The 26,090-nt window shown below is 64.5% G+C and carries 19 protein-coding genes and 2 pseudogenes; 16 read left to right on the plus strand and 5 right to left on the minus strand.

Going from position 1 to position 26,090, the window contains the following annotated elements; translation table 11 throughout:
• Positions 1-198: 198 nt before the first annotated feature.
• The 3 genes from JNC62_RS08610 to JNC62_RS08620 are packed head-to-tail and all read right to left on the minus strand — an operon-like array spanning position 199 to position 3,199.
• Positions 199-1,095 carry an NAD-dependent epimerase/dehydratase family protein gene (locus JNC62_RS08610; RefSeq protein ID WP_374837823.1) on the minus strand — a complete coding sequence of 299 codons (897 nt, stop codon included), beginning with the start codon at positions 1,093-1,095 and terminating at the stop codon, positions 199-201.
• A complete protein-coding gene (locus JNC62_RS08615) occupies positions 1,092-1,982 on the minus strand; it encodes a glycosyltransferase (protein ID WP_374837825.1) in 891 nt (296 codons plus the stop codon). The genes JNC62_RS08610 and JNC62_RS08615 overlap by 4 nt, the downstream gene beginning before the upstream one ends.
• Positions 1,979-3,199, minus strand: a complete 1,221-nt coding sequence (locus JNC62_RS08620) for an NAD-dependent epimerase/dehydratase family protein (protein WP_374837916.1) — start codon at positions 3,197-3,199, stop codon at positions 1,979-1,981. Before JNC62_RS08620 ends, JNC62_RS08615 begins: the two co-directional genes overlap by 4 nt.
• A 139-nt stretch (positions 3,200-3,338) precedes the next feature.
• On the opposite strand from JNC62_RS08620, the gene ybgC reads away from it, so the two are divergent.
• Positions 3,339-3,803: a tol-pal system-associated acyl-CoA thioesterase gene (gene ybgC, locus JNC62_RS08625; RefSeq protein ID WP_374837827.1), complete on the plus strand. Its 465-nt coding sequence runs from the start codon at positions 3,339-3,341 to the stop codon at positions 3,801-3,803.
• Between the two features lie 2 nt (positions 3,804-3,805).
• Here ybgC and ligD read toward each other — a convergent pair.
• Positions 3,806-6,420 (minus strand): annotated as a pseudogene (ligD, locus tag JNC62_RS08630) (DNA ligase D).
• 524 nt (positions 6,421-6,944) lie between these two features.
• On the opposite strand from ligD, the gene tolQ reads away from it, so the two are divergent.
• The 8 genes from tolQ (at position 6,945) to ftsH (ending at position 16,028) form a co-directional block, all read left to right on the plus strand.
• Positions 6,945-7,661: a protein TolQ gene (tolQ, locus tag JNC62_RS08635; RefSeq protein ID WP_374837829.1), complete on the plus strand. Its 717-nt coding sequence runs from the start codon at positions 6,945-6,947 to the stop codon at positions 7,659-7,661.
• A 29-nt stretch (positions 7,662-7,690) separates the two neighbouring features.
• Positions 7,691-8,140, plus strand: coding sequence for a protein TolR (gene tolR / locus JNC62_RS08640; RefSeq protein ID WP_374837831.1), 450 nt, complete (start codon positions 7,691-7,693; stop codon positions 8,138-8,140).
• Positions 8,141-8,150: 10 nt separating this feature from the next.
• Positions 8,151-9,215 (plus strand): cell envelope integrity protein TolA, encoded by a 1,065-nt coding sequence (tolA, locus tag JNC62_RS08645; protein ID WP_374837833.1) that lies wholly within the window; start codon positions 8,151-8,153, stop codon positions 9,213-9,215.
• Between the two features lie 37 nt (positions 9,216-9,252).
• Entirely contained in the window at positions 9,253-10,554 is a 1,302-nt protein-coding gene (gene tolB, locus JNC62_RS08650) for a Tol-Pal system beta propeller repeat protein TolB (protein ID WP_374837835.1), read from the plus strand.
• 232 nt (positions 10,555-10,786) lie between these two features.
• Positions 10,787-11,311 (plus strand): peptidoglycan-associated lipoprotein Pal, encoded by a 525-nt coding sequence (pal, locus tag JNC62_RS08655; RefSeq protein ID WP_374837837.1) that lies wholly within the window; start codon positions 10,787-10,789, stop codon positions 11,309-11,311.
• 227 nt (positions 11,312-11,538) lie between these two features.
• A complete protein-coding gene (gene ybgF / locus JNC62_RS08660; protein ID WP_374837839.1) occupies positions 11,539-12,516 on the plus strand; it encodes a tol-pal system protein YbgF in 978 nt (325 codons plus the stop codon).
• 17 nt (positions 12,517-12,533) lie between these two features.
• Entirely contained in the window at positions 12,534-13,922 is a 1,389-nt protein-coding gene (gene tilS, locus JNC62_RS08665; protein WP_374837841.1) for a tRNA lysidine(34) synthetase TilS, read from the plus strand.
• A 180-nt stretch (positions 13,923-14,102) separates the two neighbouring features.
• Positions 14,103-16,028, plus strand: coding sequence for an ATP-dependent zinc metalloprotease FtsH (gene ftsH / locus JNC62_RS08670; protein ID WP_374837843.1), 1,926 nt, complete (start codon positions 14,103-14,105; stop codon positions 16,026-16,028).
• A gap of 57 nt (positions 16,029-16,085) precedes the next feature.
• Here ftsH and JNC62_RS08675 read toward each other — a convergent pair.
• Positions 16,086-16,479 (minus strand): annotated as a pseudogene (locus tag JNC62_RS08675) (YkvA family protein).
• A 262-nt stretch (positions 16,480-16,741) separates the two neighbouring features.
• On the opposite strand from JNC62_RS08675, the gene glmM reads away from it, so the two are divergent.
• The 7 genes from glmM to serA all read left to right on the plus strand — a co-directional run bounded on the left by glmM (position 16,742) and on the right by serA (position 26,014).
• A complete protein-coding gene (glmM, locus tag JNC62_RS08680; RefSeq protein WP_374837845.1) occupies positions 16,742-18,094 on the plus strand; it encodes a phosphoglucosamine mutase in 1,353 nt (450 codons plus the stop codon).
• A gap of 246 nt (positions 18,095-18,340) precedes the next feature.
• Positions 18,341-19,186 carry an outer membrane protein gene (locus JNC62_RS08685; RefSeq protein WP_374837847.1) on the plus strand — a complete coding sequence of 282 codons (846 nt, stop codon included), beginning with the start codon at positions 18,341-18,343 and terminating at the stop codon, positions 19,184-19,186.
• 213 nt (positions 19,187-19,399) lie between these two features.
• Positions 19,400-20,323 (plus strand): aldo/keto reductase, encoded by a 924-nt coding sequence (locus JNC62_RS08690; RefSeq protein WP_374837849.1) that lies wholly within the window; start codon positions 19,400-19,402, stop codon positions 20,321-20,323.
• Positions 20,311-22,068, plus strand: a complete 1,758-nt coding sequence (locus JNC62_RS08695) for a GMC oxidoreductase (RefSeq protein ID WP_374837850.1) — start codon at positions 20,311-20,313, stop codon at positions 22,066-22,068. Before JNC62_RS08690 ends, JNC62_RS08695 begins: the two co-directional genes overlap by 13 nt.
• A 72-nt stretch (positions 22,069-22,140) precedes the next feature.
• Positions 22,141-22,986: an outer membrane protein gene (locus JNC62_RS08700; protein WP_374837852.1), complete on the plus strand. Its 846-nt coding sequence runs from the start codon at positions 22,141-22,143 to the stop codon at positions 22,984-22,986.
• A 175-nt stretch (positions 22,987-23,161) separates the two neighbouring features.
• The gene (locus tag JNC62_RS08705; protein WP_374837854.1) at positions 23,162-24,343 is read left to right on the plus strand and encodes a phosphoserine transaminase; all 1,182 of its coding nucleotides are present in this window, start codon (positions 23,162-23,164) and stop codon (positions 24,341-24,343) included.
• A 75-nt stretch (positions 24,344-24,418) separates the two neighbouring features.
• On the plus strand, positions 24,419-26,014 hold the full coding sequence (serA, locus tag JNC62_RS08710; protein ID WP_374837856.1) for a phosphoglycerate dehydrogenase: 1,596 nt from the start codon (positions 24,419-24,421) through the stop codon (positions 26,012-26,014).
• Positions 26,015-26,090 lie beyond the last annotated feature (76 nt).

A 26,090-nucleotide genomic window follows, 5' to 3' on the forward strand; every position in this document is an offset into this window, starting at 1 on the left:
CTTCATCGACTGAAGGCCGGTCACTGTTGGGATGCCGCGTGTCCGGTCACCGGCCAACAGGGCCGGACAAGCGCCCGTTTGCGCATCCCGGTATGAGGAGAAATTTTAAAACAATGGCGGCGCAATTGGAACCATGACGCAGGGCAGACGGCCGCGGCGGCACGTCGCAGTCGCTATGAGAGCGCTCGGATGCTTCGCCTATCGGGAGGCGACAAGATCGGTGACAACGGCGCGAAGCCGCGCCGCGCCTCCGGGGCCCCAGCCGAGCGCACGGATCCTCTCGGTCGCCATGGGATTGAAGGCCAGAAGGAAGGCGGGCGGCGGCAGCGGGTGAGGGCATGCTGTGGCGTCCCGCACGATCGCAAGGACAGAACGGGTGTCGACGAGCAGGTCCGAGACGTTGAACACCCAGCCGCTGATGACTGAAGGGTCGGCCTCGAGCATCAGCCGGACGGCCGCGGCGACGTCATCGCCGTGGACCTCGGTGCCGGTGCGGGCGGGAACCGGGCGACCGGCTAGGTAATCGTTGAACAGGGACTGCCATTTGTGCTGACGGCCCGGACCGGCAGGGCCGTAGACGCCGGTGACGCGCAGGCAGGTGGTGATGAAGGCAGGGCCGCAAAGCGACTGCAGGCGGCGCTCGGCCTCCAGCTTGACCTGACCGTACAACGTCTCCGGCTGCGGCGGCGTTTCCTCCGTGAGCGTCACCCGTCCGGGATACGGGCCATAAACGGCGCGGCTGGAGAGAAAGACGCAGCGGCGGATGCCGGCCTGCCTTGCCTCTTCGAACAGCCGCACCGATCCGTCCAGATTGGCGCAGCGGAATCCGTCCGGATCGTCGCCTTCGCCGCCCCGATACTTGCCGGGCAAGTGCGAGAAGGCGGCGTGGACGAAATGGTCGACGTTCCTGAAGGCGTCACCCTGGTCGAGGTCGGGGTCGAGGATGAGCGGCGCGAAGGCCACGTGTTTCGAGTAGAAGCCGGCTGCGGGCGGCGATCGGCCACCGACGGTGACGTCATGGCCGTGCGCCAGCAGGTGCTCGACGACGAAGCGGCCGACATAACCGGTGCCGCCGGAGACGAGGACGCGGCTCATGCGCCTAGCTGGCTGGCCCGCGCGACGGCCGTCGGGGCGGGATTGGGCAGGCTGTCGATGTCGGGGATCGGCGCCCCGTCGTGAAAGGCGTGCCAGAGCGCGATCAGCGGCGCCAGCCGTTCCCCCTTCGGATGGTTCGCCTCCCAGGGCTTCTCATACTGGTAATGCAGCACGTGGATGCTCCGCCAGTCCCACAGTTGCGGCAGGTTGAACCAGACGTATTGCAGCATGTTCATGAAGACCGGCAGGCCGTGCCAGCCCGGAAAGAAGGCCTGCAGGAAGGTCTGGTCGGTGCGCGGCCAGAAGGCGTCCGGCGCGTCGAGCCGTTCCAGCATCGCCGAGAAGGTGGCCGTCGAGGGCCGGGCGACGAACACGCCGGAGTTCAGCCGGTGGAAGTCGGCCAGGCTTTCGTAGACGTTGGGGGCGGCGGAGAACTCGGGGTAGGCGAACAGCCGGTCGATGTTCTTCAGCACGATCGCGTCGGCGTCGACGAAGATGCAGGCCTCATACTCGACCAGCTGCCAGAGCCGCAGCTTGACGAAGTTGTCGAGCGGGGTGTGGAACGCCGGCTTGCGTCCCTTGGTGAAGGGGGCGGCACCATGCAGGGCGGTGCGGGCATGGCGGGCGTTGAAGGCGTCACAGAGCGGCAGCAGATCGGCCTCGACAAGACGGCAGCCGAGGGCGGCGAGGGCGGTTCGGTGTTCGGCCGCCAGAGCCGGTGTGTGCAGGACGACGATGTCGGCGGTCGTGCCGGTCGCAAGCAGCGAGCGGACGAGCGCGGTGGCGCCCTTCGCATAGTCCGCGTTGGTGACGAGCGTCACATACGCCTGTCGCGCCCGGGGCGGTCCGCCAAGCCTGATGCCGGCTTCGGGGGCGTTTGCCGTCATGATACCGATTTGAGCCTCCGGCCTTCCGGGTCGGGGTTGATGGTGGCGGCGATGTCGCGCGTCCAGGCGGAAACGGCCGGCACGCGCGAGCGGTCGACGCGGTAGGCGAATTTCTTCGCCACGTCGACGATCTCCGACAGCAGCCCGCTCTCCAGCGTGGTCGGCTCGAGGCCGAGGGCGCGGAATTTTTCGTTCTCGACGGCGAGATCGTTCTCGGCCGCTTCCTTGCGGGGGTTCGGCAGCCAGGCGATCTCGCTGCCGGTCAGGCCGGCGATCAACTGGGCAAGGTCGCGGACGCGGTGGGTCTCGGTCATCTGGTTGAAGATCTCGACGCGGGCGCCGCGGGCCGGCGGGTTTGAAAGCGCCAGCTCGATGCAGCGCACCGAATCCTGGATGTGGATGAAGGCGCGGGTCTGGCCGCCGGTGCCGTGCACCGTCAGCGGATAACCGATCGCCGCCTGGATCAGGAAGCGGTTCAGCACGGTGCCGTAGTCGCCGTCGTAGTCGAAGCGGTTGACCAGCTGCGGGTGGCGGCGCGTCTCGCTCGTATGCGTGCCCCAGACGATGCCCTGGTGCAGGTCGGTGATGCGCAGGCCGTCGTTCTTCGCATAGAACTGGAAGAGCAGCTGATCCAGGCACTTGGTCATGTGGTAGATCGAGCCGGGGTTGGACGGATAGAGGATTTCCTGGCGGGCGGTGCGGCCGTCCATCGTCTCGATGCCGACCGGCAGGTAGCCTTCGGGGATCGCAGCACCGACCGTCGAGTAGCCGTAGACGCCCATGGTGCCGAGATGGACGACATGGGCGTCGAGGCCCGTCTCGACCAGCGCATTCAGAAGATTGTGGGTGGCCGAGACGTTGTTGTCGACCGTGTAGTTCTTGTGGCGGTCGCTCTTCATCGAATAGGGCGCGGCGCGCTGCTCGGCGAAGTGGATCACCGCATCCGGCCGCTCCTCGCGCAGCCAGTTCTTCAGGCGCTCGTAGTCGCGGGCGAGGTCGATCAGGTGGAAGTGGATGCGGCGGCCGGTCTCGGCATGCCAGACGCGGGTGCGTTCCTGGATCGAGTCCATCGGGGTGAGCGATTGTACGCCAAGCTCGGTGTCGATCCAGCGGCGGGAGAGATTGTCGAGGATGTGGATCTCATGACCGGCGTTGGAGAGGTGCAGCGAGGTGGGCCAGCCCACGAAACCGTCTCCGCCGAGAACCGCAATCTTCATCGCCGATGCCATGGAATACCCCCTGCGCGTTGAGACTGTCCCGGTCATAGTGACCGAATATGACAGGAGTGCAATCCTTGCTTTTGCCCCGCCGTTCCTCCACAGAGGCGGGAAGATCGCCACGTTTCGGATATTGAACATGACGAATTTCGACCACGCCCTTGCGGGCGAACTGACGGCGGACGGGCACCGGCTGGTGCAGCGCGTCTACTACGAGGACACGGACTTTTCCGGTTTCGTCTACCACGCGCGCTACCTGCACTTCATGGAGCGCGCCCGCACCGACTACCTGCGCTGTCTCGGGGTCGAGCAGGGCGCTTTGTCCATCGAGAGCGACACGGAAGGGCTGATGTTCGTCGTCCACCGCATGGAGATCGACTTCAAGGCGCCGGCCAAGATGGACGACATCCTCACCGTGTTGACGCATACGGAGAAGGCGGGCGGGGCGAAGATGGTGCTGCAGCAGGAGGTGCGCCGCGGCGAGCAGCTGTTGATCGCCGCCAAGGTGGTGATCGCCGTCATAAACGCCAAGGGCCGGCCGCGGCGGCTGCCGGACGGGCTCGCGGCGCAGTTTCTTTCGGCTGCGGCTGTCGAAGCGGGTTGATCTCACTGATCCGTTACGGCGCTGACGATGCGGTCGGTCAGCGACTGTTTCCATTCGCGCATTTCCGCCCATGGATCGGTCTCCGCCAGCCGCTGCAGGACGACGGGGATCGTGAAGGCGTTGGCTGCGTCTAGGGCGGCCAGCTCGGTCCAGGTCACCGGGGTCGCAACCGGTCCGCCTTTGCGAGCGCGGGTCGAATAGGGAGCGACCGCTGTGGCGCCACGCTCGTTGCGCAGCCAATCGATGAAGATCCTGCCCTTGCGCTTCGCCTTCGACATGGTCGTGACATAGCGGTCGGGCCTGGCATCGGCGAGCCGCTGCGACAGCGCCCTGGCGAACGTCTTGACCTCGTCCCAGCCCGCCTTCGGCGCGAGCGGCACGATGACATGAACCCCCTTGCCGCCGGTCACCATGGGCACCGATTGCAGACCGACCGCAGCGAGCACGTCGCGCAACTCCTCGGCTGCCTGCTTGACCTCTTCGAAGTCAATGGCGTCATCCGGATCGAGGTCGAAGATGATCCGGTCGGGCCGCTCCAGCTTGTCGGCGGCCGCGCCCCAGATGTGGAACTCCAGCGTGCCCATCTGCACGGCGGCGACGAGGCTCTTTAAATCGGTGATCGCCATGTAGCTTTCGGTCTCACCGGACGATTCGCGGATCGGTACCTGCGCGATCTCCTCGGGAAAGCCGTCGCCCGCGTGCTTCTGGAAGAAGCAGTGGGCGATATCGCCGCCGGGGCAGCGCAGGAGCGAAACGGGATGTCGGGCGGCGTGTTGAAGCATCCGCGGGGCGGCCGCTTCGTAGTAGTGCGCCAGATCCAGTTTTGTGATGTTTCCCTCCTTGAAGAGAACGCGCTCGGGATGACTGATCGTAATGCCGGCGACGAGGTTGCTTCGCGCCGCCGGCTTTGAGGGCGCACGCGTCCCCGCCGCCGCGCGGTCGGTTGCCGAGGGCGACTTCTTGCCGGATGCATCATTCTCGGTGCTGTTTTTCGGTTGCTCCAGAACCACGGTCCGCGCCTCCTTGTCCTTGCGCAATCCTTGAAACGATCCGTGCCGGACATGGCCGTCGTCGGTGAACTCGGCGAAGTCGACCTCGGCGACGAGATCCGGTTCAAGCCAGACGGCGCCGCGGGCGTATTCCTTGGGGACCGATGCAAACGGCGATGCCTTGCGGACGCGTCTGGCGAACAACGCGCCAAGCTCGCTCAATGTTTCATCGTTGAAGCCGGTACCGACCCGTCCCCGGTAGATGAGGCGGTCTTTGTCGAAGGTGCCAAGCAGGACCGAGGCGAAGGGACGGCCGCGCTTGTCGGAGGGGGCATAGCCGCCGATCACGAACTCCTGTCGCCGCGAGCACTTGATCTTGAGCCAGCTGCCGACGCGACCGGACCGGTAGGGATCGTCGGCGCGCTTGGAGACGATGCCTTCCTGCCCCGCCCGGCACATGCTGCGGAAGACTTCGTCCGCGTGCCCGCGGACGTGCTCGCTGAACTTCAGAATCCGCCCGTCCGAGCCCGCCAGCAACGACTTCAGCAATGCCTTGCGTTCCAACAGTGGCCGTCCCGAAATGTCCTTGCCGTCCAGATGCAGGAGATCGAAGGCATAGAACACGGTCTGCCCCCCATCCTTCAATGCCTTTTGCAGCGCGGAGAACTGCGAGCCCTCACCGTCGGCGGCAACGGCCTCGCCATCGATCAGCGTGCTTTCGCAGTCGAGTTCCGACAGGGCCGTAGCAATGCCGGCAAACTTATCCGTCCAGTCGAGACCGTTGCGGGTGTAGCAGGTGACGCGGCCGTCGCCGATCGCCGCCATCAGCCGGTACCCGTCGAACTTCACCTCGTTCAACCAATCGTTGCCCTCGGGTGCGCGGGTGCTGAGGGTGGCGAGTTGCGGGGCGCGGAAGGCGGGCTGGCCGGAGGCCTTCGTATCGGCTTTTTTTTTACGCGACCGGGCAGGGGCGCAAGGGCCCCCTTGCGAAGGTTCTCCGAGACGGATTCGCTAGACTGCCAGACATGGCGCTTCGTCTCGCCCCTGCCAGCGGCGATTTCCGCCATCGTGCGCTGCGTGACGACGCTGGTGTCGTTTTCCCGCAAGACACTCTCGCCATCATCGCACGCCTCCGCGTCGCGCTCCTTGATGAGCAACCAGTTCTCGTGCTTTTCCCCCGGGTGCGGCTTCATGCGTACGAGCGCCCAGTTTCCGTTGAGGCGGCGGCCATAGAGGCGGAATTTCAGCTTGCCTTCCTTCAGGCCCTCGTCCGGATCTTCCAGCGGCTCCCAATGGCCGAGGTCCCAAAGCATCACCGTGCCGCCGCCATACTCACCCTTGGGAATCGTTCCCTCGAAATCGCCATAGGCCATCGGATGATCCTCGGTGCGCACGGCTAGGCGCTTGTCTTCGGGGTCGAGGCTCGGCCCGCGCGTCACGGCCCAGCTTTTCAGCACGCCGTCCCATTCGAGGCGGAAGTCGTAATGCAGGCGGGTCGCGGCATGTTTCTGGATCACATAGCTGAGGCCGCTCCTGGAGCGGCGTGCAACCTCACCCTTGGGTTCGCTCGTCTTCGAAAAGTCGCGCTTGCGGTTGTATTCCTTGAGGGATTGCTGGGGCGTCGCCATGGAACCTCACATTGACATCGGCGGGTGCCGGCGGGTTGGGATTTCTGGCCGGGCTGCCGCTACGCTCATGTCGTTCAGACGAAATATAGCATTTCCTCACGCTGTGGGCAGAGGGATGCGCAGCAGGCAGCGCTTGGCAAATGTGCGACCGGGCGAATTGGTTCCATCGGGGCGGCAAGCAGCGCGAGATGTTTTCGGAGCCTCCCGGTAATACTCTCTTAACCATAATGATGTCTTACTCAAAGCACTGGATTTTGTGCGCTGCACGTCATCCTTTAACCAAAATTGCCGGCAAGAAGGCAGATGAAAGCGTTAGATCGGCGTGGCAGCCGGCGACATCAACCGGACATTCTTGACGGAAACGCGGAGCGGTTGCGGACACATCGAACCGCCAGCTCCAAAGGTTTGCGCAGAGCCGGCTCGGCAGATCCGAAATTCCCATCGGATGCCGGTCCGGCCAGGATGAAGACCCGGTGCGATGGCCATGGCCCGTGCCGGGTGTTTGGATTCGGGGACAGAAGTCTATGGAACAGGTAGGTTTGGCAGCAACGACCGACGTGAGCCTTTGGTCGCTCTTCATGCAGGCCGGCTTGGTCGTGAAGCTTGTCATGCTCGGGCTGATCGGCGCGTCGGTGTGGACCTGGGCGATCGTTGTCGACAAGACACTCGCCTACGGCAAGGCGCGACGCGCCCTCGACAGCTTCGAGCAGGTGTTCTGGTCCGGCCAGTCGCTGGAAGAGCTCTACCGCACGCTTTCCGACCGGCAGACGTCGGGCATGAGCGCGATGTTCGTCGCCGCCATGCGCGAATGGAAGAAGAGCTTCGAGCGCGGCGCGCGCTCGCCGATCGGCCTGCAGATGCGCATCGACAGAGCGATGGACGTGACGCTGGCGCGCGAATCCGAGGTGTTGGAAGCGCGGCTCGGCTCGCTTGCGACGATCGGCTCGGCCGCCCCGTTCATCGGCCTCTTCGGCACCGTCGTCGGTATCATGACCTCGTTCCAGGCGATCGCCGGCTCGAAGTCGACGAACCTCGCCGTCGTGGCGCCGGGTATCGCCGAGGCGCTGCTCGCCACGGCCATCGGCCTGCTGGCCGCAATTCCCGCCGTCATCGCCTACAACAAGTTCACCGCCGATGCCGGCAAGCTGACGGCGCGCATGGAAGGCTTCGCCGACGAATTCTCCGCCATCCTTTCGCGCCAGATCGACGAGAAGCTGCAGCCGCGCCAGGCGGCGCAGTGACCGGCCGACGTTAAGCAGGAGACGAAGCCATGGGCATGTCAGTCGGTGGAGGAAAGGGCGGCGGAAGCCGTCGCAGGCGCGGTGGTCGAAAGGCGGTCATGAGCGAGATCAACGTCACGCCATTCGTCGACGTCATGCTCGTGCTGCTCATCATCTTCATGGTCGCCGCTCCGATGATGACGGTCGGCGTTCCGCTCGATCTTCCGAAGACCTCCGCCAAGGCGCTGAACGCCGAAACCCAGCCGATCACCGTGTCGGTGAAGGCGGACGGCGCGGTGTTCCTGCAGGAAACGGCGATCCCGGTCGAAGAGATCGCCGCCAAGCTCGAGGCGGTCGCCACGACCGGCTACACCGAGCGCATCTTCGTACGCGGGGATGGTGCAGCCCCCTATGGCGTGATCGCCGACGTCATGTCGCGCATCCAGCAGGCGGGCTTCACCAATATCGGCCTCGTCACCGAGCAGAAACCGGACAATTGATCAGACCGCGATGAAGGGCAGCCTCGCCACATCCGCCGCATTGCATATCCTGGTGCTCACCTGGGCACTGGTGTCGATCGGCAGTCCGGAAAGCTTCGACGTCGCCGACGTCGAGGCGATGCCGGTCGACATCGTGCCGATCGAGGAACTGACGCAGATCCAGCAGGGCGACAAGAAGGCGCCGATGGCGGAGAAATCGGCCCCCGTGCCGACCAAGCGCCAGGATGTCGTCGAGAACGCCGAGAACGCCGGCGACAACGACATCGACATGAAGACGCCGCCGACGCCGGACAAGAAGCCGCAGGCCGTCGAGACGGCGGCTGCCCCGCCAAAATCCGAGAAGGCGATCCCGACACCCGAGCCGGCGAAGGAGCCGGTGGAAGAGGTGCAGAAGACCGAACCTGCGACGACGCCCGCCACGGAAGTGGCGAAGGCCGAGCCGAAGCAGGACGTGAAGCCCGACGCCAAGCCGGAAGAAAAACCGACCGAAGAGGCACCGGCCGAGGTCGCCGAGGCCGAAGCGCTGCCGGAAACTGGACCCGTTCCCGAGGTCAAGCCGAAGCCGGCGCAGGCCCAGACGGCCAAGACCGAGGACCGCAAGAACGAGGACAAGAAGAAGGAGCAGAAGAAGTCGGCCTCCGCCAAGGAGAGCGACTTCAACGCCGACGAGGTGGCGGCGCTCCTCAACAAGACCGAAAGCAAGGGTGGCGGCGCCAAGCGCTCGACGGAAACCGCCTCGCTCGGCGGCAAGAAGACGACCGGCGGCTCGAAGCTGTCGATGAGCGAGATGGATGCGCTGCGCGGCCTGATCCAGAACAACTGGTCGATCATCCCCGGCATGGCCGATGCAAGCGACGTGCGCATCAAGGTATCGATGCAGCTCGATCCGGACGGCAACATCATCGGCGAGCCGGAGGTCGTGGCGACCGGTGGCTCGGAAGCGGCGCGCCGGGCGCTCGCCGGTGGTGCACGCCGCGCGATCCTTAAATCCGCGCCCTTCGATAAGCTGCCGAAAGACAAATACGACGCCTGGAGCGAAGTCGTGGTGAACTTCGATCCGAGCGAAATGATGTGATGCCACGTGGCATGAACCCTAGGAAGGCCTAGAACGCATGTTGAGACGCACTTTTCTTCATTCTGCCGCTGGACTGACGGGCCTTGCGGCGACCGTGTCGCCGGCTATGGCGCTGGTCGAGATCAACATCAACAAGGGCAACGTCGAGCCGCTGCCGATCGCGGTGACGGATTTCATCGCGGGCGGCGACCTCGGCCAGAAGATCACCGATGTGATCGCGGCCGACCTGAAGCGCTCCGGCCTGTTCGCCCCGGTCAGCAAGCAGGCCTTCATCGAGAAGATCTCCAACCCGGATCAGCCGCCGCGCTTCGAGGACTGGAAGGTCATCAACGCACAGGCGCTGGTAACGGGCCGCGTGGCGCAGGAGGGCGGTCGGCTTCGCGCCGAGTTCCGCCTGTGGGACACCTTTGCCGGCCAGCAGATGACCGGGCAGCAGTTCTACACGCAGCCGGAGAACTGGCGCCGCGTCGCCCACATCATCGCCGATGCGATCTATGAGCGCATCACCGGCGAGAAGGGCTATTTCGATACCCGCATCGTCTATGTCGCCGAGAGCGGCCCGAAAACCGCCCGCAAGCGCCAGCTCGCGATCATGGATCAGGACGGCGCCAACGCCCGCGCGCTGACCAATGCCAACGAACTGGTGCTGACGCCGCGCTTCTCGCCGAGCCGCCAGGAAATCACCTACATGTCCTTCGAGGGCCAGCAGCCGCGCGTCTACCTGCTGCAACTCGAGACCGGGCAGCGCGAGGTGGTCGGCAACTTCCCCGGCATGACCTTTGCGCCGCGCTTCTCGCCGGACGGCCAGCGCGTGATCATGAGCCTGCAGCAGGAAGGCAACGCCAACATCTACACGATGGACCTGCGCTCGCGCACGACGACGCGGCTGACTTCGACGGCGGCAATCGACACGGCGCCGTCCTATTCGCCGGACGGCACCCAGATCGTCTTCGAAAGCGACCGCGGCGGACGCCAGCAACTTTATGTGATGAGCGCCGACGGCTCGGGCCAGAACCGGATTTCTTTCGGTGACGGCTCGTACTCGACGCCGGTCTGGTCGCCGCGCGGCGACCTCATCGCCTTTACCAAGCAGTCGGGCGGCAAGTTCTCAATCGGCGTGATGAAGACCGACGGTTCGGGCGAGCGCATCCTGACGTCGGGTTTCCACAACGAGGGCCCGACCTGGGCCCCGAACGGCCGCGTGCTGATGTTTTTCCGTCAGAACGCCGGCGCGGGCGGCCCGCAGCTCTATTCGATCGACTTGACGGGGTATAACGAGCAGCAGATTCCGACCAACGGCTTTGCGTCCGACCCCGCCTGGTCGCCGCTTCTGGAGTAGTCTTCCGGCAAATTGTGACGGCGCCGCCGCTTTCTCGCCTCAAAGTCCTGCAAATCAGGCATCGAACGGCGAGGGATTCGGCGGCGTGTGCCGTTTATGTCGGGGATCGGGGAACATTGCGAAAGCCTTTGTTAACCATAGTTGTTGAAAGCCGGTTAACCGCGTGCGGTTACAGTCTGGCAACCCTGATTGAAACCCAAGCCCCATCGAACTGATGCAAGGAGACCGGCTCATGAGCCGCATTGAAATCCCGGCCGCTGGCCGCATGCAGAATCTCGCTCGCAATCCCGCTATGATCGCCCTGTTCATGGGCCTCGCACTTGCCGGCTGCGCCAACAAGAAGAACATGCCCAACAGCGCCGGCGAACTCGGCCTGAACAATGCCACCCCCGGCTCGACGCAGGACTTCACCGTCAACGTCGGCGACCGCATCTTCTTCGACACCGACTCCACCTCGATCCGCGCCGATGCGGCCGCGACCCTCGACAAACAGGCGCAGTGGCTGCAGAAGTATTCGAACTACGCGATCACGGTCGAGGGCCATGCCGACGAGCGCGGCACGCGTGAATACAACCTGGCGCTCGGCGCCCGGCGTGCGACGTCGACCAAGCAATACCTCGTCAGCCGCGGCATTCCGGCCAACCGCATTCGGACGATTTCCTACGGCAAGGAAAAGCCGGTCGCCGTCTGCGATGACATCTCATGCTGGTCGCAGAACCGCCGCGCCGTGACCGTTCTCGGCGGGGCCGGCATGTAAGCTGCGCAGGTCGGCTGAACACAGCGACCGACAAGGCCTGCCAGCGCTGGCAGGCCTTTTGCGTTGAGGGGGGACGGCCAAAACGACGGTTGCTCCGCCACGCGCAGTTTTTTATCACACTTTGGCCGAACTCCGTTGCTTTTTGAGAGCATTTGGCAAAACCTGCGCCGCGCGCGCCAATGCGCAATCTGACCAACGGGACAAAGTCATATACGGGACAAAGTCATATGAAGAAAATCGTCGCGGCAAGCCTGATTGGCTTGGCAGCTCTCGCCGGGCCAGTGGACGCGTTGCACGCATCGCCGCTGTCGGCGCTGGCGAACCGCTTGATGCCGGCTACCGGCAAGGCGGACAATGAGGTCGTGCTGGCGCAGGCCAACGATGCAATGCGCATCGGCCAGCTCGAAGAGCAGATCCGCTCGCTCAACGGCCGCATCGAGGAGATGAGCTTCCAGTTGCTGCAAATGCAGGAGCAATTGCGCAAGACGCAGGAAGACAACGAATACCGCTTCCAGGACCTGGAGAGCGGCAAGGGCGGCGGCAAGAGCGGCGCGCTGGAAAGGCCGCTCGGCCAGAATTCCGGCGCCAGCCAGACGGCAGCAACGGAGCTCCCGGCGGATCCTTCCGCCGCGGGCGCGACCGACACGGCCTCCGCCGGCGGTCTGGCGCCGCAGGAGCAGACCCTCGGCACGATCCGCTTCGACGAGCAGGGGAACCAGATCGGTGCCGAAATGAACGAGAGCGCGTCGATCGGCAGCGGGTCGCTTCCGGACATCGATAGCGGTCTGCCGACGGCCGGCGGACAGGCGGCCGGTTCGCTCGACAATCCGGACGAGATTTACAAGGCGGGGTACGGCCACGTGCTTGCGGGCGATTACGCGCTCGCCGAGAAGGAGTTCCGCGACTATCTCGACATCTTCCCCGAGGGCGACAAGGCTGCCGACGCCAGCTTCTGGCTGGGCGAAGCGCAGTATTCGCAGGGCAATTTCAACGATGCGGCCAAGACCTTCCTGAACGCGCACCAGACCTACAACAAGTCCAAGAAGGCGCCGGAGATGCTGCTGAAGCTCGGTATGTCGCTTGCAGCGCTCGACAACCGCGAAACCGCCTGCGCGACGCTGCGCGAAGTCGCAAAGCGCTATCCGAATGCGTCCAAAGCCGTGAAGACCAAGGTCGCCAGCGAACAGAGCCGGCTCGCCTGCTGATACGACGGGGCGACGTGGTGAACGGCCGCAACAGCCCGGGCATCGACGCAACGATCGCCCACTTTCTCAAGAGTTTCCACAAACCCGCAAGGTTGCTTGTCGCCGTTTCCGGTGGCGGCGATTCTGTCGGCTTGCTGCTCGCGCTCGACGAAGCGCTGAAGACAGGCCGATTTTCCGGATTTTCCCTTCTTGCCTGCACCGTCGACCATGCGCTGCGCGCCAATTCCGCCGACGAGGCTGATTGGGTGGCAGCGCTTTGCGCCCGCCGGGGCATTTCGCACCTCTCGCGCCGCTGGGATGGGCCGAAACCTGCAGCCGGCATCCAGGCGCAGGCCCGGAATGAACGCTACGCGCTGCTGTCGGAGGTCGCGCGCGATCGTCACGCCGACGCGATCCTGACGGCGCACAATCGCGATGACCAGTTCGAGACGATCGCCATGCGCAAAGAGCGCCGGAGCGAAGGCGCCGGCCTTGCCGGCATTGCACCGGCGACGCTGGTTTTCGGCAGCACCTGGGTGCTGCGACCGTTCCTCGACGTGCCGCGGGCCGACATTCGCGCCTACCTGCAGGCGATCGGCCAGGACTGGCTCGAGGACCCGAGCAACCGCAACCGCACCTTCGAGCGCGTCCGCGTCCGGCTCGATGGCAGGGACGGCTCGGACGCGGTCATGTCCGCTGCAACGGAGATGGCCGCCGACGTCGCGCGCGCGTCGGAACTGCGCATGCAGGCATCACGGCAGGGCGCTGCGTTCCTGTCCGGTCAGGTTCGGGTGTACGAGGCCGCGTTGGCGCGGCTGCCGGCGTCGGCGGTGCCAACGCTCCTGGGTGGCCAGCCGGAATGGCGCGCTCTGCTGGCTCTGGTCGCAGTCCTCGGTGGCCGCGAGCACCACCTGGATAAACACGCAGCCGAAAGGCTCAGGCTGTTTCTCGAAAGCACAAGGTTGTCGCGGATGACCGCGGGCAGGGTGGTGTTCGATCGCCGCCGCGAGGGGCTGTTTCTCTACCGTGAGCATCGCGGTGTTGCGCCTGTCACCATTGCGCCGCTCGATTGGGCGATCTGGGACGGTCGTTGGCGGGTGTATAACCGGTCGAGCAGTGACTTGACCGTTCAGGCCGCTGCCGAGGTGCAGGGTTGCAGCATTGCCGCAGGTGACGTGCCATCGGGCGTCGCCAGGCGGGCTGCGCGCAGCCGTCCGCTGGTGCTGGCGGGCGATGCGCGGGCAGAGGCAGACCTCTTTTCGCTCGAGCCGGTGCTTTCACCCTACGACCGCTACCTCCCGGTTTTCGACCTGCGGCTGGCGCAAGCGCTTGCTGCACTGTTCGCGCGCGCACCGTATCCCGCCTTGCCGGTGCGGCTCGGGTGCGACGACTCGCGTCGTGGTGATATTCGCCCGGATGGTGCATAAGGTGGGCATTGTTGCCGCGAAATTCCGCCGAAACCGCAAATCCGCCATAGCCGTCAAGGATAATTCCCGAAATGGCCGGGGGCCGTTCGGTTTGCCTTGGCAAGGCGGTACTGCGACCCTATGTTAGGTGCAAATGAGACGGCACAACACCTGTAGCCGAGAAAACGCCCGGAAAGCCCGATGAATCCAAATTTCCGCAATGTCGCCCTCTGGGCCATCATAGCGCTCCTGCTGATCGCTCTCTTCAGCATGTTCCAGACGAGCCCGGCGCAGACCGGTTCGCGGGACGTTCCCTATTCGCAGTTCCTGAAGGAGATCGATGCGAGCCGGGTCAAGGAGGTGGTGATCACGGGCAACAAGATCGTCGGCAGCTATGTGGAGACCGGCACCACTTTCCAGACCTATGCGCCGGCCGTCGATGACGCGCTGCTGGAGCGGCTGGAAGCGAAGAACGTGGTGGTCAACGCCCGTCCCGAGACCGACGGCTCCAACAGCTTCCTGAGCTACATCGGCACCCTGCTGCCGATGCTGTTGATCCTCGGCGTCTGGCTGTTCTTCATGCGGCAAATGCAGGGCGGCTCGCGCGGCGCCATGGGCTTTGGCAAGTCCAAGGCGAAGCTCCTGACCGAAGCGCACGGCCGCGTCACCTTCGCCGACGTCGCCGGCGTCGACGAGGCCAAGCAGGACCTGGAGGAGATCGTCGAGTTCCTGCGCGACCCGCAGAAATTCCAGCGCCTCGGTGGGCGCATTCCGCGCGGCGTGCTGCTCGTCGGCCCGCCCGGCACCGGCAAGACCTTGCTGGCGCGCTCCGTCGCCGGCGAGGCGAACGTGCCGTTCTTCACGATTTCCGGCTCCGACTTCGTCGAGATGTTCGTCGGCGTCGGCGCAAGCCGTGTCCGTGACATGTTCGAGCAGGCGAAGAAGAACGCGCCCTGCATCATCTTCATCGACGAGATCGACGCCGTCGGTCGTCACCGTGGCGCTGGCCTTGGCGGCGGCAACGACGAGCGCGAACAGACGCTGAACCAGTTGCTGGTCGAGATGGACGGCTTCGAGGCGAACGAGGGCATCATCCTGATCGCCGCCACCAACCGTCCGGACGTCCTCGACCCGGCGCTCTTGCGTCCCGGCCGCTTCGACCGCCAGGTCGTGGTGCCGAACCCCGACATCGTCGGCCGCGAGCGCATTCTCAAGGTGCACGTGCGCAACGTGCCGCTGGCGCCGAACGTCGACCTCAAGGTGCTGGCCCGCGGCACGCCCGGCTTCTCCGGCGCCGACCTGATGAACCTCGTCAACGAGGCGGCGCTGATGGCGGCACGGCGCAACAAGCGCCTTGTCACCATGCAGGAGTTTGAGGACGCCAAGGACAAGATCATGATGGGCGCGGAACGCCGCTCGTCCGCCATGACCGAGGCCGAAAAGAAGCTGACGGCCTATCACGAGGCGGGGCACGCGATCGTGGCGCTCAACGTGCCGATGGCCGATCCGTTGCACAAGGCGACGATCATTCCGCGCGGCCGTGCGCTCGGCATGGTGATGCAGTTGCCGGAGGGCGACCGCTACTCGATGAGCTACAAGTGGATGGTCTCGCGGCTGGCGATCATGATGGGTGGCCGCGTCGCCGAGGAGATCACCTTCGGCAAGGAGAACATCACCTCCGGCGCTTCCTCCGACATCGAGCAGGCAACCAAGCTGGCCCGCGCGATGGTGACGCAGTGGGGCTTTTCCGACCAACTCGGCCAGGTGGCCTATGGCGAGAACCAGCAGGAGGTCTTCCTCGGCCATTCAGTGGCGCAGTCGAAGAATGTTTCCGAATCCACCGCCCAGAAGATCGACAACGAGATCCGCCGCCTGATCGACGAAGCCTATTCGGAGGCCAAGCGTATCATTACCGAAAAGCACCACGAATTTGTGGCGCTGGCCGAGGGGCTGCTGGAATACGAGACGCTGACCGGCGACGAAATCAAGGCGCTGATCCGTGGCGAAAAGCCGGCCCGCGACCTCGGCGACGACAGTCCGCCACATCGTGGCTCGGCGGTGCCCAAGGCCGGCGGCCAGAAGAAGGGCGGCGAGGCAGAAGGCGGGCTGGAACCGCAGCCGCAGTAGCGCCATTCGGCGGGGTCAACGACAAGCATTGACGTTTCAGGGGCGTCGCGTGAATGATCACGCGGCGCCTTTCTGCATCAGCAAGATTCGTTCCAGCAATGCGAGCGCGATCACCATCCAGATGAGCACGACAACCGCCAGGCCAATGCGAGAGGCGGGCAGGGCGATCCGCTCGACGGCGCGCGGCCCGCAGTTCGGCGCGAATATCCGGAGGGATCAGCTTTAGAGCGGCAATCGTCCCGAGCGGGACGATGATCAGGTCGTCGAGGTAGCCAAGTACGGGAATGAAGTCGGGGATCAGGTCGACCGGCGAGAGAGCGTAGGCGGCAACCATCGCCGCAACGGCCTTGGCGTGCCAGGCAACGCGCCGGTCGCGGGCGGCGAACCAGAGGACGACCACGTCGCGCTTGATCGCGCGGGCCCAGGTCTTGGCTGTATCGATCCACGTCATCGGCATGTTCGTCCGCGGCTGTTCGGCTGCGGTCGCTGACGGCGCACCGCAGGTTTCCTGTCGTGGGCAAAGGTTGCATTCTAGGCACGCCCGCGCTGTGTCGCAATCGACTGTTGCTCGACCGTATCGGCCGGTAACGGCCTGTAACGGAATTTCAGGTGCTCTCGGTTTCAATCTGTGGCAAAGAGGCGAAAAGAGCCGCGATCGACAGCGCCAGCGTTTGGGCAGCCGCCGGAGGCTCGGCACACATTCAGGAGCATAGATGAAGCGTCGCTATTTCGGAACGGACGGCATCAGGGGCCAGTCCAACGTCTTCCCAATGACGCCAGACCTCGCAATGCGGGTCGGCATCGCCGTCGGTACGATTTTTCGCCGCGGTACCCATCGCAACCGCGTCGTCATCGGCAAGGACACGCGCCTGTCCGGCTATATGCTTGAGAACGCGATGGTGGCGGGCTTTACGGCGGCCAGCGTCGACGCCTTCGTGCTCGGACCGATCCCGACGCCGGCGGTTGCGATGCTGACCCGGTCGCTGCGCGCCGACATCGGCGTGATGATCTCCGCCTCGCACAATCCCTTCCAGGATAACGGCATCAAGCTTTTCGGTCCCGACGGCTACAAGCTTTCCGACGAGCTGGAAATGCAGATCGAGGCGCTGCTCGACAACGACGCCGTGCCGCAACTCGCCAAGGCCGGCGAGATCGGCCGGGCCAAGCGCATCGACGGCGTTCAGGACCGCTATATCGAGTATGCCAAGCGCACCCTGCCGCGCGACGTGACGCTGCACGGCCTTCGGGTCGTGATCGACTGCGCCAACGGTGCGGCCTATCGCGTGGCGCCGGCGGCACTCTGGGAACTGGGTGCGGACGTGGTCACGATCGGCGCCGATCCGAATGGCACGAACATCAACCGCGATTGTGGCTCGACGCACCCCGAGGCGCTGCGGCGCAAGGTGGATGAGGTCCGCGCAGACATCGGCATCGCGCTGGACGGTGATGCGGACCGTGTGCAGATCGTCGACGAGAACGGCAAGCTGATCGACGGCGACCAGCTGATGGCGGTGATCGCCGAGACGTGGGCCGGCGACGGCATGCTGAAAGGCGGCGGCCTAGTCGCGACCGTGATGTCCAACCTCGGGCTTGAGCGCTTCCTCAAGAGCAAGAAGATCGGTCTGCATCGCACGCAGGTAGGCGACCGCTACGTCGTCGAACACATGCGCCAGCACGATTTCAATGTGGGCGGCGAACAGTCCGGTCACATCGTCCTTTCCGACTTCGGCACGACCGGTGACGGGCTTGTGGCGGCGCTGCAGGTGCTGGCCTGCGTCAAGCGCAGCGGCAAGCCGGTCAGCGAGGTTTGCAACCGCTTCGAGCCGGTGCCGCAGGTCCTGAAGAACGTACGCATCGCCGGCGGCAAGCCGCTCGAGGATGCCGGCGTACTTGCGGCGATTGCGGACGCCGAAAACGCGCTGGCCAAGAGCGGCCGGCTGCTGATCCGTCCGTCCGGAACCGAGCCTCTGATCCGCGTGATGGCTGAAGGCGACGACCGGTCGAAGGTCGAGCGCATCGTCGACGAACTGGTCGGGGTCATCGGTTCGGTGCGCAGCGCCGCCTGAGGCAGCAGTCCGCCAGGAAATCTTGATCTACCGAAAGGGCCGAGGTCTGCCACCTCGGCCCTTTCGGTGTTGAAGGAAGCAGGCGGCGGCGCGTCTCCCGCGCCAGGCTTACCCAATGGTTAACGCCTAGGGTAAATCATCGTAGTTAATTGCAACTTAACCTTTCCCGGCCATTATCCGTGACGATCGATGAATTGGGTCCTGTGTTTGCCGCAGCGCCCGACAATCTTGTTATGGAGTTGGGCCATGAGAATGTTAATGAGTACCGCCCTTGCAGCCGTGATTGCGAGCTCTTCGGCGTATGCGGCTGACCTCTACCAGGCGGCGCCTGCCCCGATCGCGCCAGTCGAGCCCGTCGTGTCAGCCAGCGGCTGGTATCTGCGCGGCGATGTCGGCTACGGCTGGACCGATATGCGCGGCGCCAGCTACTATCAGGGCGGCCCCGGCGGCTTCAAGGCGGACTTCGACGACACGGACCTCGATGATGGCTTCATCCTCGGTGGCGGCGTCGGCTACCAGTGGAACGATTATTTCCGCACCGACGTGACGCTCGACTATCTGTTCGACACCGACTTCAAGGGTTCGACGAGCGGTAGCTGCGGCGTCGCCGCGAACTGCGTGTCCACCGATCGCGCCTCGATGTCGGCGCTAAGCCTGCTCGTCAATGCCTATGTCGACCTCGGCACCTATGGCGGCGTCGCCGGTGGCTTTGGCGGCGTCACCCCCTACGTCGGTGCCGGTATCGGCGCAACGCGGGTCAACTGGGGCAACCTGCGCAACACCTCGTGCGACGTCAATGATCCCGGCAGCTGTGACCCCACGATCAAGCACGACGGCGAAGACAGCTGGCGCTTCACCTATGCCCTGATGGCGGGTGCGTCCGTCGACCTGACCTGCAACTGGGCCGCCGACGCCGGTTACCGCTTCCGCCAGGTCGCTGGCGGCGACATGTTCGGATACGCCATGAACGGCGGCCCGGGCGATGACGACGGCTTCTACATCCACGAGGCGCGCCTCGGCCTGCGCTACAGCTTCAACAGCTGCGAGGTGCCTTACGTTCCGCCACCGGTCGAGCCTGCGGTCTACAAGTAACGATCGCACAACCCCTACGCCAAGAAAGCCGTCCGGCTACCGGGCGGCTTTCGTCGTTCCGAGCAGGCGGTTACGACCGGAGATTGAGACGTACGTCATCCGACCTATCCTTGCCGCCGTATTGCCCGCCCGACGCCCGATAGGCGAAGTCGACAACGCTGCGAGGTCATGATGTTCTGGATCGTGCCGGGGTAACATTGACGGGGATGCAGTTTGGAGTACCGGACCCTTGGAGATACGGAACTTTGCCCCTCGCTCCTCGGTCTTGGTACCTCGAGGCTGACCTCCGTCTCATCCGGGCTTTCCCGCCGCACAGCGCTCGACCTGGTTTCGGCGGCTGCGGATCTCGGGATCAACTTTATCGATACAGCCGATATCTATGGCCAGGGCGACAGCGAAGTCGTGATCGGCGAGGCCATTCGCGATCGTCGGGACCGCTTCATTGTGGCGACGAAAGCCGGTTATCGGTTTGGCAGGACCGGCGGCATACTCAAGATGGCAAAGCCGTTCTTGAAGCGCGTATTGGGCCCGTTCAGACACGCACGGACCTGGGTGGCCGCCGTTCGGACGAACGCCGAGACGGCCAACGTCATCGCACAGGATTTCTCGCCGGGCTATGTCGCCACCGCCATCGAAGCCAGTCTGCGCCGCCTGCGCACCGACTATCTGGACATCTTCTACCTGCACGACCCGCCGGCACTGTTCGACCTGTCGGACGAATTGCGAGCCGTCCTGGAACGGGCCCAGCGCGCGGGCAAGGTGCGGCACTTCGGGACCGCGTCTGCTCACGATGAATCGGTGGAACTCGTGCGGCGCGATCCGCTCTTTCGGGTCGCCCAGACCGAGGTGCATCCGTGGCGCTCTTCCGCATCGCTGTCTGCGCTGCCGGCTGCGGGAAAAGGGGTTGTGGTGCACCGGGTCTTTGCACATGACCAGGAACAACGCCTTGAAGAGTTCGCCCGACGCCATGCCATCACCCCCCGGCAGGCCATCCTCGGATTTGTCGCCCAACAGCCTTTTGTCAGCTCCGTCCTCACCGGGACGACAAACGTCGGGCATTTGCGAGACAACATAGCGAGCGTGGAATCGACGCGGAACATTCCTTTCAGAGAGTTGGCCGAGACATGTCCCGGCTGAAAACGGTGCCCGCGGGCACCATCCTGGAGTGCGACGTACTGATCGTCGGCAGTGGGCCGGCCGGAATCACGATCGCCATGGGACTTGCAGGATCATCGTTGCGCACGATCTTGCTGGAAAGCGGCGGCGAGCGCGAATCGACGCAATCGCAAGACCTGCTGCGTGGGTTCGTTCATCCTGTGGGCAGCCACGAGCCTCTGGAGGCCAATCGCCGTCGCGTGTTCGGAGGCGCCTCGACGGCGTGGGGCGGTCGCTGTATCGCGTTCGATCCGATCGATTTCAAGCCTCGTCCCTGGATTCCGTACAGTGGATGGCCGCTCGGTTGGCGTGACGTGGAGCCGTATCTCGCGCGCGCCGCCGCTCTGTGCGAGGTCGGCGAGCCCGTGTTCGATGCAGGCAGTGCGTTTCCCGGCCGCCAGGCCGAGATGATTGCCGGCTTCGACGGCGGCGGAGTGCTCTCCTCGCCGCTCGAGCGATGGGGGCCGCCTACGAATTTTGCCCGACGGTATGGACCGCTGCTCGACAAGCAGGCCAATATGACGACCATCCTGAATGCCACCCTCGTCGGTCTGAAATTCGATCCGGAGTCCGGTTGCGTCTTGCACGCGCAGGTGGCGTTGGCCCCCGATCATCGCTTCATTGTCCGGGCGCGCAGGATCGTGCTGGCTTGCGGCGCCATAGAAAACGCTCGCCTGCTGCTCGCCTCGAATGATGCTGCTTCGGCGGGTATTGGAAATGCGTTCGACAAGGTGGGCAGGTTCTATATGTCGCATCCGAACGGCATGCATGCCTGGAGCCGCCTGACGGACCCCGGAGGCCGTTTTCTCTTCGGCTTCGAGCGGCACGGGGAGACATACGTTCGCCGCAGGTTCTGGATAACACCGACGGCGCAACGCCGACGGCGTATGGGCAATGCCGTTGCCAGTTTCCTCACGCCCTATGGCGATGAGGAATTGCAAGCCGGTGCGCTTTCGTCGGCGGTGTTCATCGCCAAGTTCGCGCTTGCGCTCGCTCGCAAGCGCGATGTTGCCGACATCCTGCGGCACAGGAAGGTGCTATTGCGGCACTTCGGCAGGATGGCGAAAGAGGCCCCCGCACTGGTGCCGCAACTCGTCGAAGCGGCGAGGCAGCGGTTTTTCGCCAAGCGTCGGCTGCCGATCCTGCTGCCGCGGAAGGAGGACCTGCACAACCGATTCGGTCTGTTCTACCAAACCGAGCATCTGCCGAATCCCGACAGCCGCATCGTTCTGCATTCGGAGCGGGACGCATTGGGTGTTCCCCGTGCGGAAGCAAGAATCGCCTTTACCGATCTCGACGTGCGGACCGTCATGGCCACCCACGCCCTGGTCAGGGACCAGTTCAGGCGCAGCGGTACCGGAGAACTCGTCTACGACGAGAGGGACCTGGAACAGCAGGTGCGTGCGCGCCTTCGCATGTTCGATTCCATGGCCCATCATGCCGGCACCACGAGGATGTCGAAGGAACCAGCGACCGGTGTCGTCGACGAGAATTGCCGGGTGCACGGCACCAGCAACCTGTTTGTCGCGGGATCGTCGGTGTTTCCGACGAGCAGCCATGCCAACCCCACCTTCATGATCGTCACCCTCGCGCTGCGCCTGGCGGAGCACCTGCGGCAAGGTGAATGCTGTCTCTCTGTCGGGGAGGTCGACCAATCGCAGGAGCAAGGACACTCCACGGTGCGGTGGCAGGATGCGACGGCGGCCATGGTTAACAAACATGCTTAACCGAGCCTTAACCCTTCCCTGAAATACTGGTTCTCACTTAACCGGCCCGTGGCCGTCGCGTGGGGGCGAGACATGATCGTGCGAAAGACAATTCTCGGTGCCGCTTTGACCGCCGGCCTGTCGGCGACCGTCGCTCACGCCGGCGGCGAGCTCTATCCGGTGGTCCAGGCGCCGGAAGTCGATATGGGAACGATCGCCGCCGCACAGGGCTGGTACATCCGCGGCGATCTTGGGTATTCCGCATCGATTAGCGGCGGGGATGGAAACTACACCTACGTTGACACATTCACCGGCGGCCAAAGCCGAGAAAGCTTCGATGATAGCCGTTTCTCCAAGCCCTTTTCCTATGGCTTCGGCATGGGCTACCAGTTCAACAACTTCCTCCGTGCCGACCTGACGACGGATTTTTTCAATTCCAGCTTTGATGCCGAATCAGGGATTGATCAGCCATGCCGGCCGGGCGGCAATGCCGGTACGGGCTGCAATTTCACCCACGACTCCGGCTTCGACGCCATCAGCATCCTGGCCAACGGCTATGTCGACCTCGGCACCTATGCCGGCTTCACGCCGTACATCGGCGCCGGCATCGGTGCGACCAATGTCCAGTGGGACGACCTTACGACCCGCGCCACCTGCGTCGATGGCGTCGGTACCTGCGGCAGCACCGCTCAGGGCACGACGAAAAATCCCGGCGAGGAAAGCTGGCGCTTCACCTATGCGCTCATGGCCGGCGCCTCCTATGACCTGACGAACCGGGTCAAGCTCGATGTCGGCTACCGCTACTCCGACATCGATGGCGGCAAGATGTTCGGCTACAACCAGTTGGAAAAGTCGCTCGGCGCCTCCGGCACGAAGGCCAGCGACGACGGTTTCCAGCGCCACGAGATCCGCGCCGGTATCCGCGTGACGACCTGGTAAACGTCCAAAACCCTGGATTGTGCGGCGCGGGACATGTTCTCGCGCCGTTTCCTTTGCGGCGAAAAATTTCCTGACAGCGACGTATTCGGCTTGACTTGGATGGCCCCCTCCCATATTTGCGGCGGCGGGACACCCTTCCCCAACGAAGGGCTTTCTATCTGGAAGGATAGCCATCATGACGAAGACCGTCACCCCGCCGGACGTGCGTCCGAACAATACCCGTTTCTCTTCTGGCCCCTGCTCGAAGCGTCCGAACTGGTCGCTAGAAGCGCTTGCTGACGCTCCGCTCGGTCGCTCGCACCGCGCCAAGATCGGCAAAGCCAAGCTGAAGCAGGCCATCGATCTCACCCGCGAAATCCTGGAAGTGCCTGCCGATTACCGCATCGGCATCGTGCCCGCTTCCGACACCGGCGCCGTCGAGATGGCGCTCTGGTCGCTGCTCGGCGCCCGCGGCGTCGACATGCTCGCCTGGGAAAGCTTTGGCGCCGGCTGGGTCACCGACGTGGTCAAGCAGCTCAAGCTCGCCGATGTCCGCAAGTTCGAGGCCGCCTATGGCGAGCTTCCCGACCTTTCCGCCGTCGATTTCGACCGCGACGTGGTCTTCACCTGGAACGGCACCACCTCGGGCGTGCGGTTGCCGAATGCCGACTTCATCCCGGCCGACCGCCAGGGCCTGACGATCTGCGACGCGACCTCGGCCGCGTTTGCGCAGAACCTCGACTTCGCCAAGCTCGACGTCACCACCTTCTCCTGGCAGAAGGTTCTCGGCGGCGAGGGCGGCCACGGCGTCATCATCCTGTCGCCGCGCGCCGTCGAACGGCTGGAGAGCTACACGCCGGCCTGGCCGCTGCCGAAGATCTTCCGCATGACCAAGGGCGGCAAGCTGATCGAGGGCATCTTCCAGGGCGAGACGATCAACACGCCGTCGATGCTCTGCGTCGAGGACTATATCGACGCTCTTCTCTGGGCCAAATCGCTCGGCGGCCTGAAGGCGCTGATGGCGCGGGCGGATGCCAACGCCGCGGCGATCTTCGACTTCGTCGAGAAGAATGACTGGATCGAAAACCTCGCCAAGGTTCCGGCGACCCGCTCCAACACCTCCGTCTGCCTGACGATTGCCGACAAGGATGTGCTGGCGCTTGACGCCGAGGCGCAAGGAGCCTTCGCCAAGGGCATCGTCGCACTCCTCGAGAAGGAAGGCGTCGCCTATGACATCGGCGCCTATCGCGACGCGCCATCCGGCCTTCGCATCTGGGCGGGTGCGACGATCGACACCGCCGACATCCGGGCGCTGCTGCCCTGGCTCACCTGGGCCTACGAGACCCAGAAGGCATCGCTTTCCAAGGCTGCGGCCTGATTGCGCGACCGGCCCCGCCTTCGTGCGAGGCCACCCCGATCCCAAATTCCTATCGCACGAATGAAGGAGGCCTTCATGGCACCTCGCGTACTCGTATCCGACGAACTGTCGCAAACCGCCGTCCAGATCTTCCGCGACCGCGGCGTCGAGGTCGATTTCCAGCCGCAGCTCGGCAAGGACAAGGAAAAGCTCGCCGAGATCATCGGCAACTATGACGGCCTCGCCATCCGCTCCGCCACCAAGGCGACGGAAAAGCTGATCGCGGCCGCCACCAACCTCAAGGTGATCGGCCGCGCCGGCATCGGCGTCGACAATGTCGACATCCCGGCCGCCTCGCGCCGCGGTATCATCGTCATGAACACCCCGTTCGGCAACTCGATCACCACCGCCGAACACGCCATTGCGCTGATGTTCGCCGTCGCCCGCCAGCTGCCGGCCGCCGACCTGTCGACCCAGGCGGGCAAGTGGGAGAAGTCGAAGTTCATGGGCGTCGAGATCACCGGCAAGACGCTCGGGGTCATCGGCGCCGGCAACATCGGCGGCATCGTTTGCAAGAAGGCGATCGGACTCGGCATGCATGTCCTGGCCTATGACCCGTTCCTGTCGCCCGAGCGCGCCCAGGAAATGGGCGTCACCAAGGTCGAGCTCGACGACCTGCTCGCCCAGGCCGACTTCATCACCCTGCACGTGCCGATGACCGACAAGACCCGCGGCATTCTCGGCAAGGAAAACCTGGCGAAGACCAAGAAGGGCGTGCGCATCATCAACTGCGCCCGCGGCGGCCTGGTCGATGAGGAAGCGCTCGCCGAAGCGATCAAGTCCGGCCATGTCGCCGGCGCCGGTTTCGACGTGTTCGCCGTCGAGCCCGCCACCGAGAGCCCGCTGTTCGGCCTGCCGAACGTCGTCTGCACGCCGCACCTCGGCGCCTCGACGACGGAGGCGCAAGAGAATGTCGCTCTCCAGGTGGCCGAGCAGATGTCGGACTACCTCATCAAGGGGGCTGTCTCGAATGCCATCAACATGCCCTCGATCACCGCCGAGGAAGCGCCGATCCTCAAGCCGTTCATCAAGCTCGCCGACGTGCTCGGCGCCTTCGTCGGCCAGGTCACCGAAAGCGCCATCAAGGAGATCGAGATCCTCTATGACGGCCAGACGGCGACGATGAACACCAAGGCGCTCACCAGCGCGGTGCTTGCCGGCCTGATCCGCCCGCAGGTCGCCGACGTCAACATGGTCTCGGCGCCGATCATGGTGAAGGAAAAGGGCATCATCCTTTCCGAGGTCAAGCGCGACAAGACCGGTGTCTACGACGGCTACATCAAGCTGACGGTCAAGACCGCCAACCAGACGCGCTCGGTCGCCGGCACCGTCTTCTCCGACGGCAAGCCGCGCTTCATCCAGATCAAGGGCATCAACATGGATGCCGACGTCGGCGCCAACATGATCTACATCGCCAACACCGACGTGCCCGGCATGATCGGCTTCATCGGCACGACGCTGGGCGAAGGCGGCGTGAACATCGCCAACTTCCAGCTCGGCCGCGACAAGCAGGGCGGCGACGCGATCGCGCTGCTCTATGTTGACGGGGCGGTGAAGCAGGAGGTGCTCGACACCCTGACGGCCCACCCGGCGATCCGCCAGGCGAAACCGCTCGTCTTCAACGTCGACTGAATTCGTCTCCTCCCAAGATGACGAGAACAGAGGCCCGCCCGGGAAACCGGGTGGGCCTCTTGAGCCGCGTCGATAC

This window comes from Mycoplana ramosa (genome assembly GCF_041930185.1).
Lineage (GTDB): Bacteria > Pseudomonadota > Alphaproteobacteria > Rhizobiales > Rhizobiaceae > Mycoplana > Mycoplana ramosa.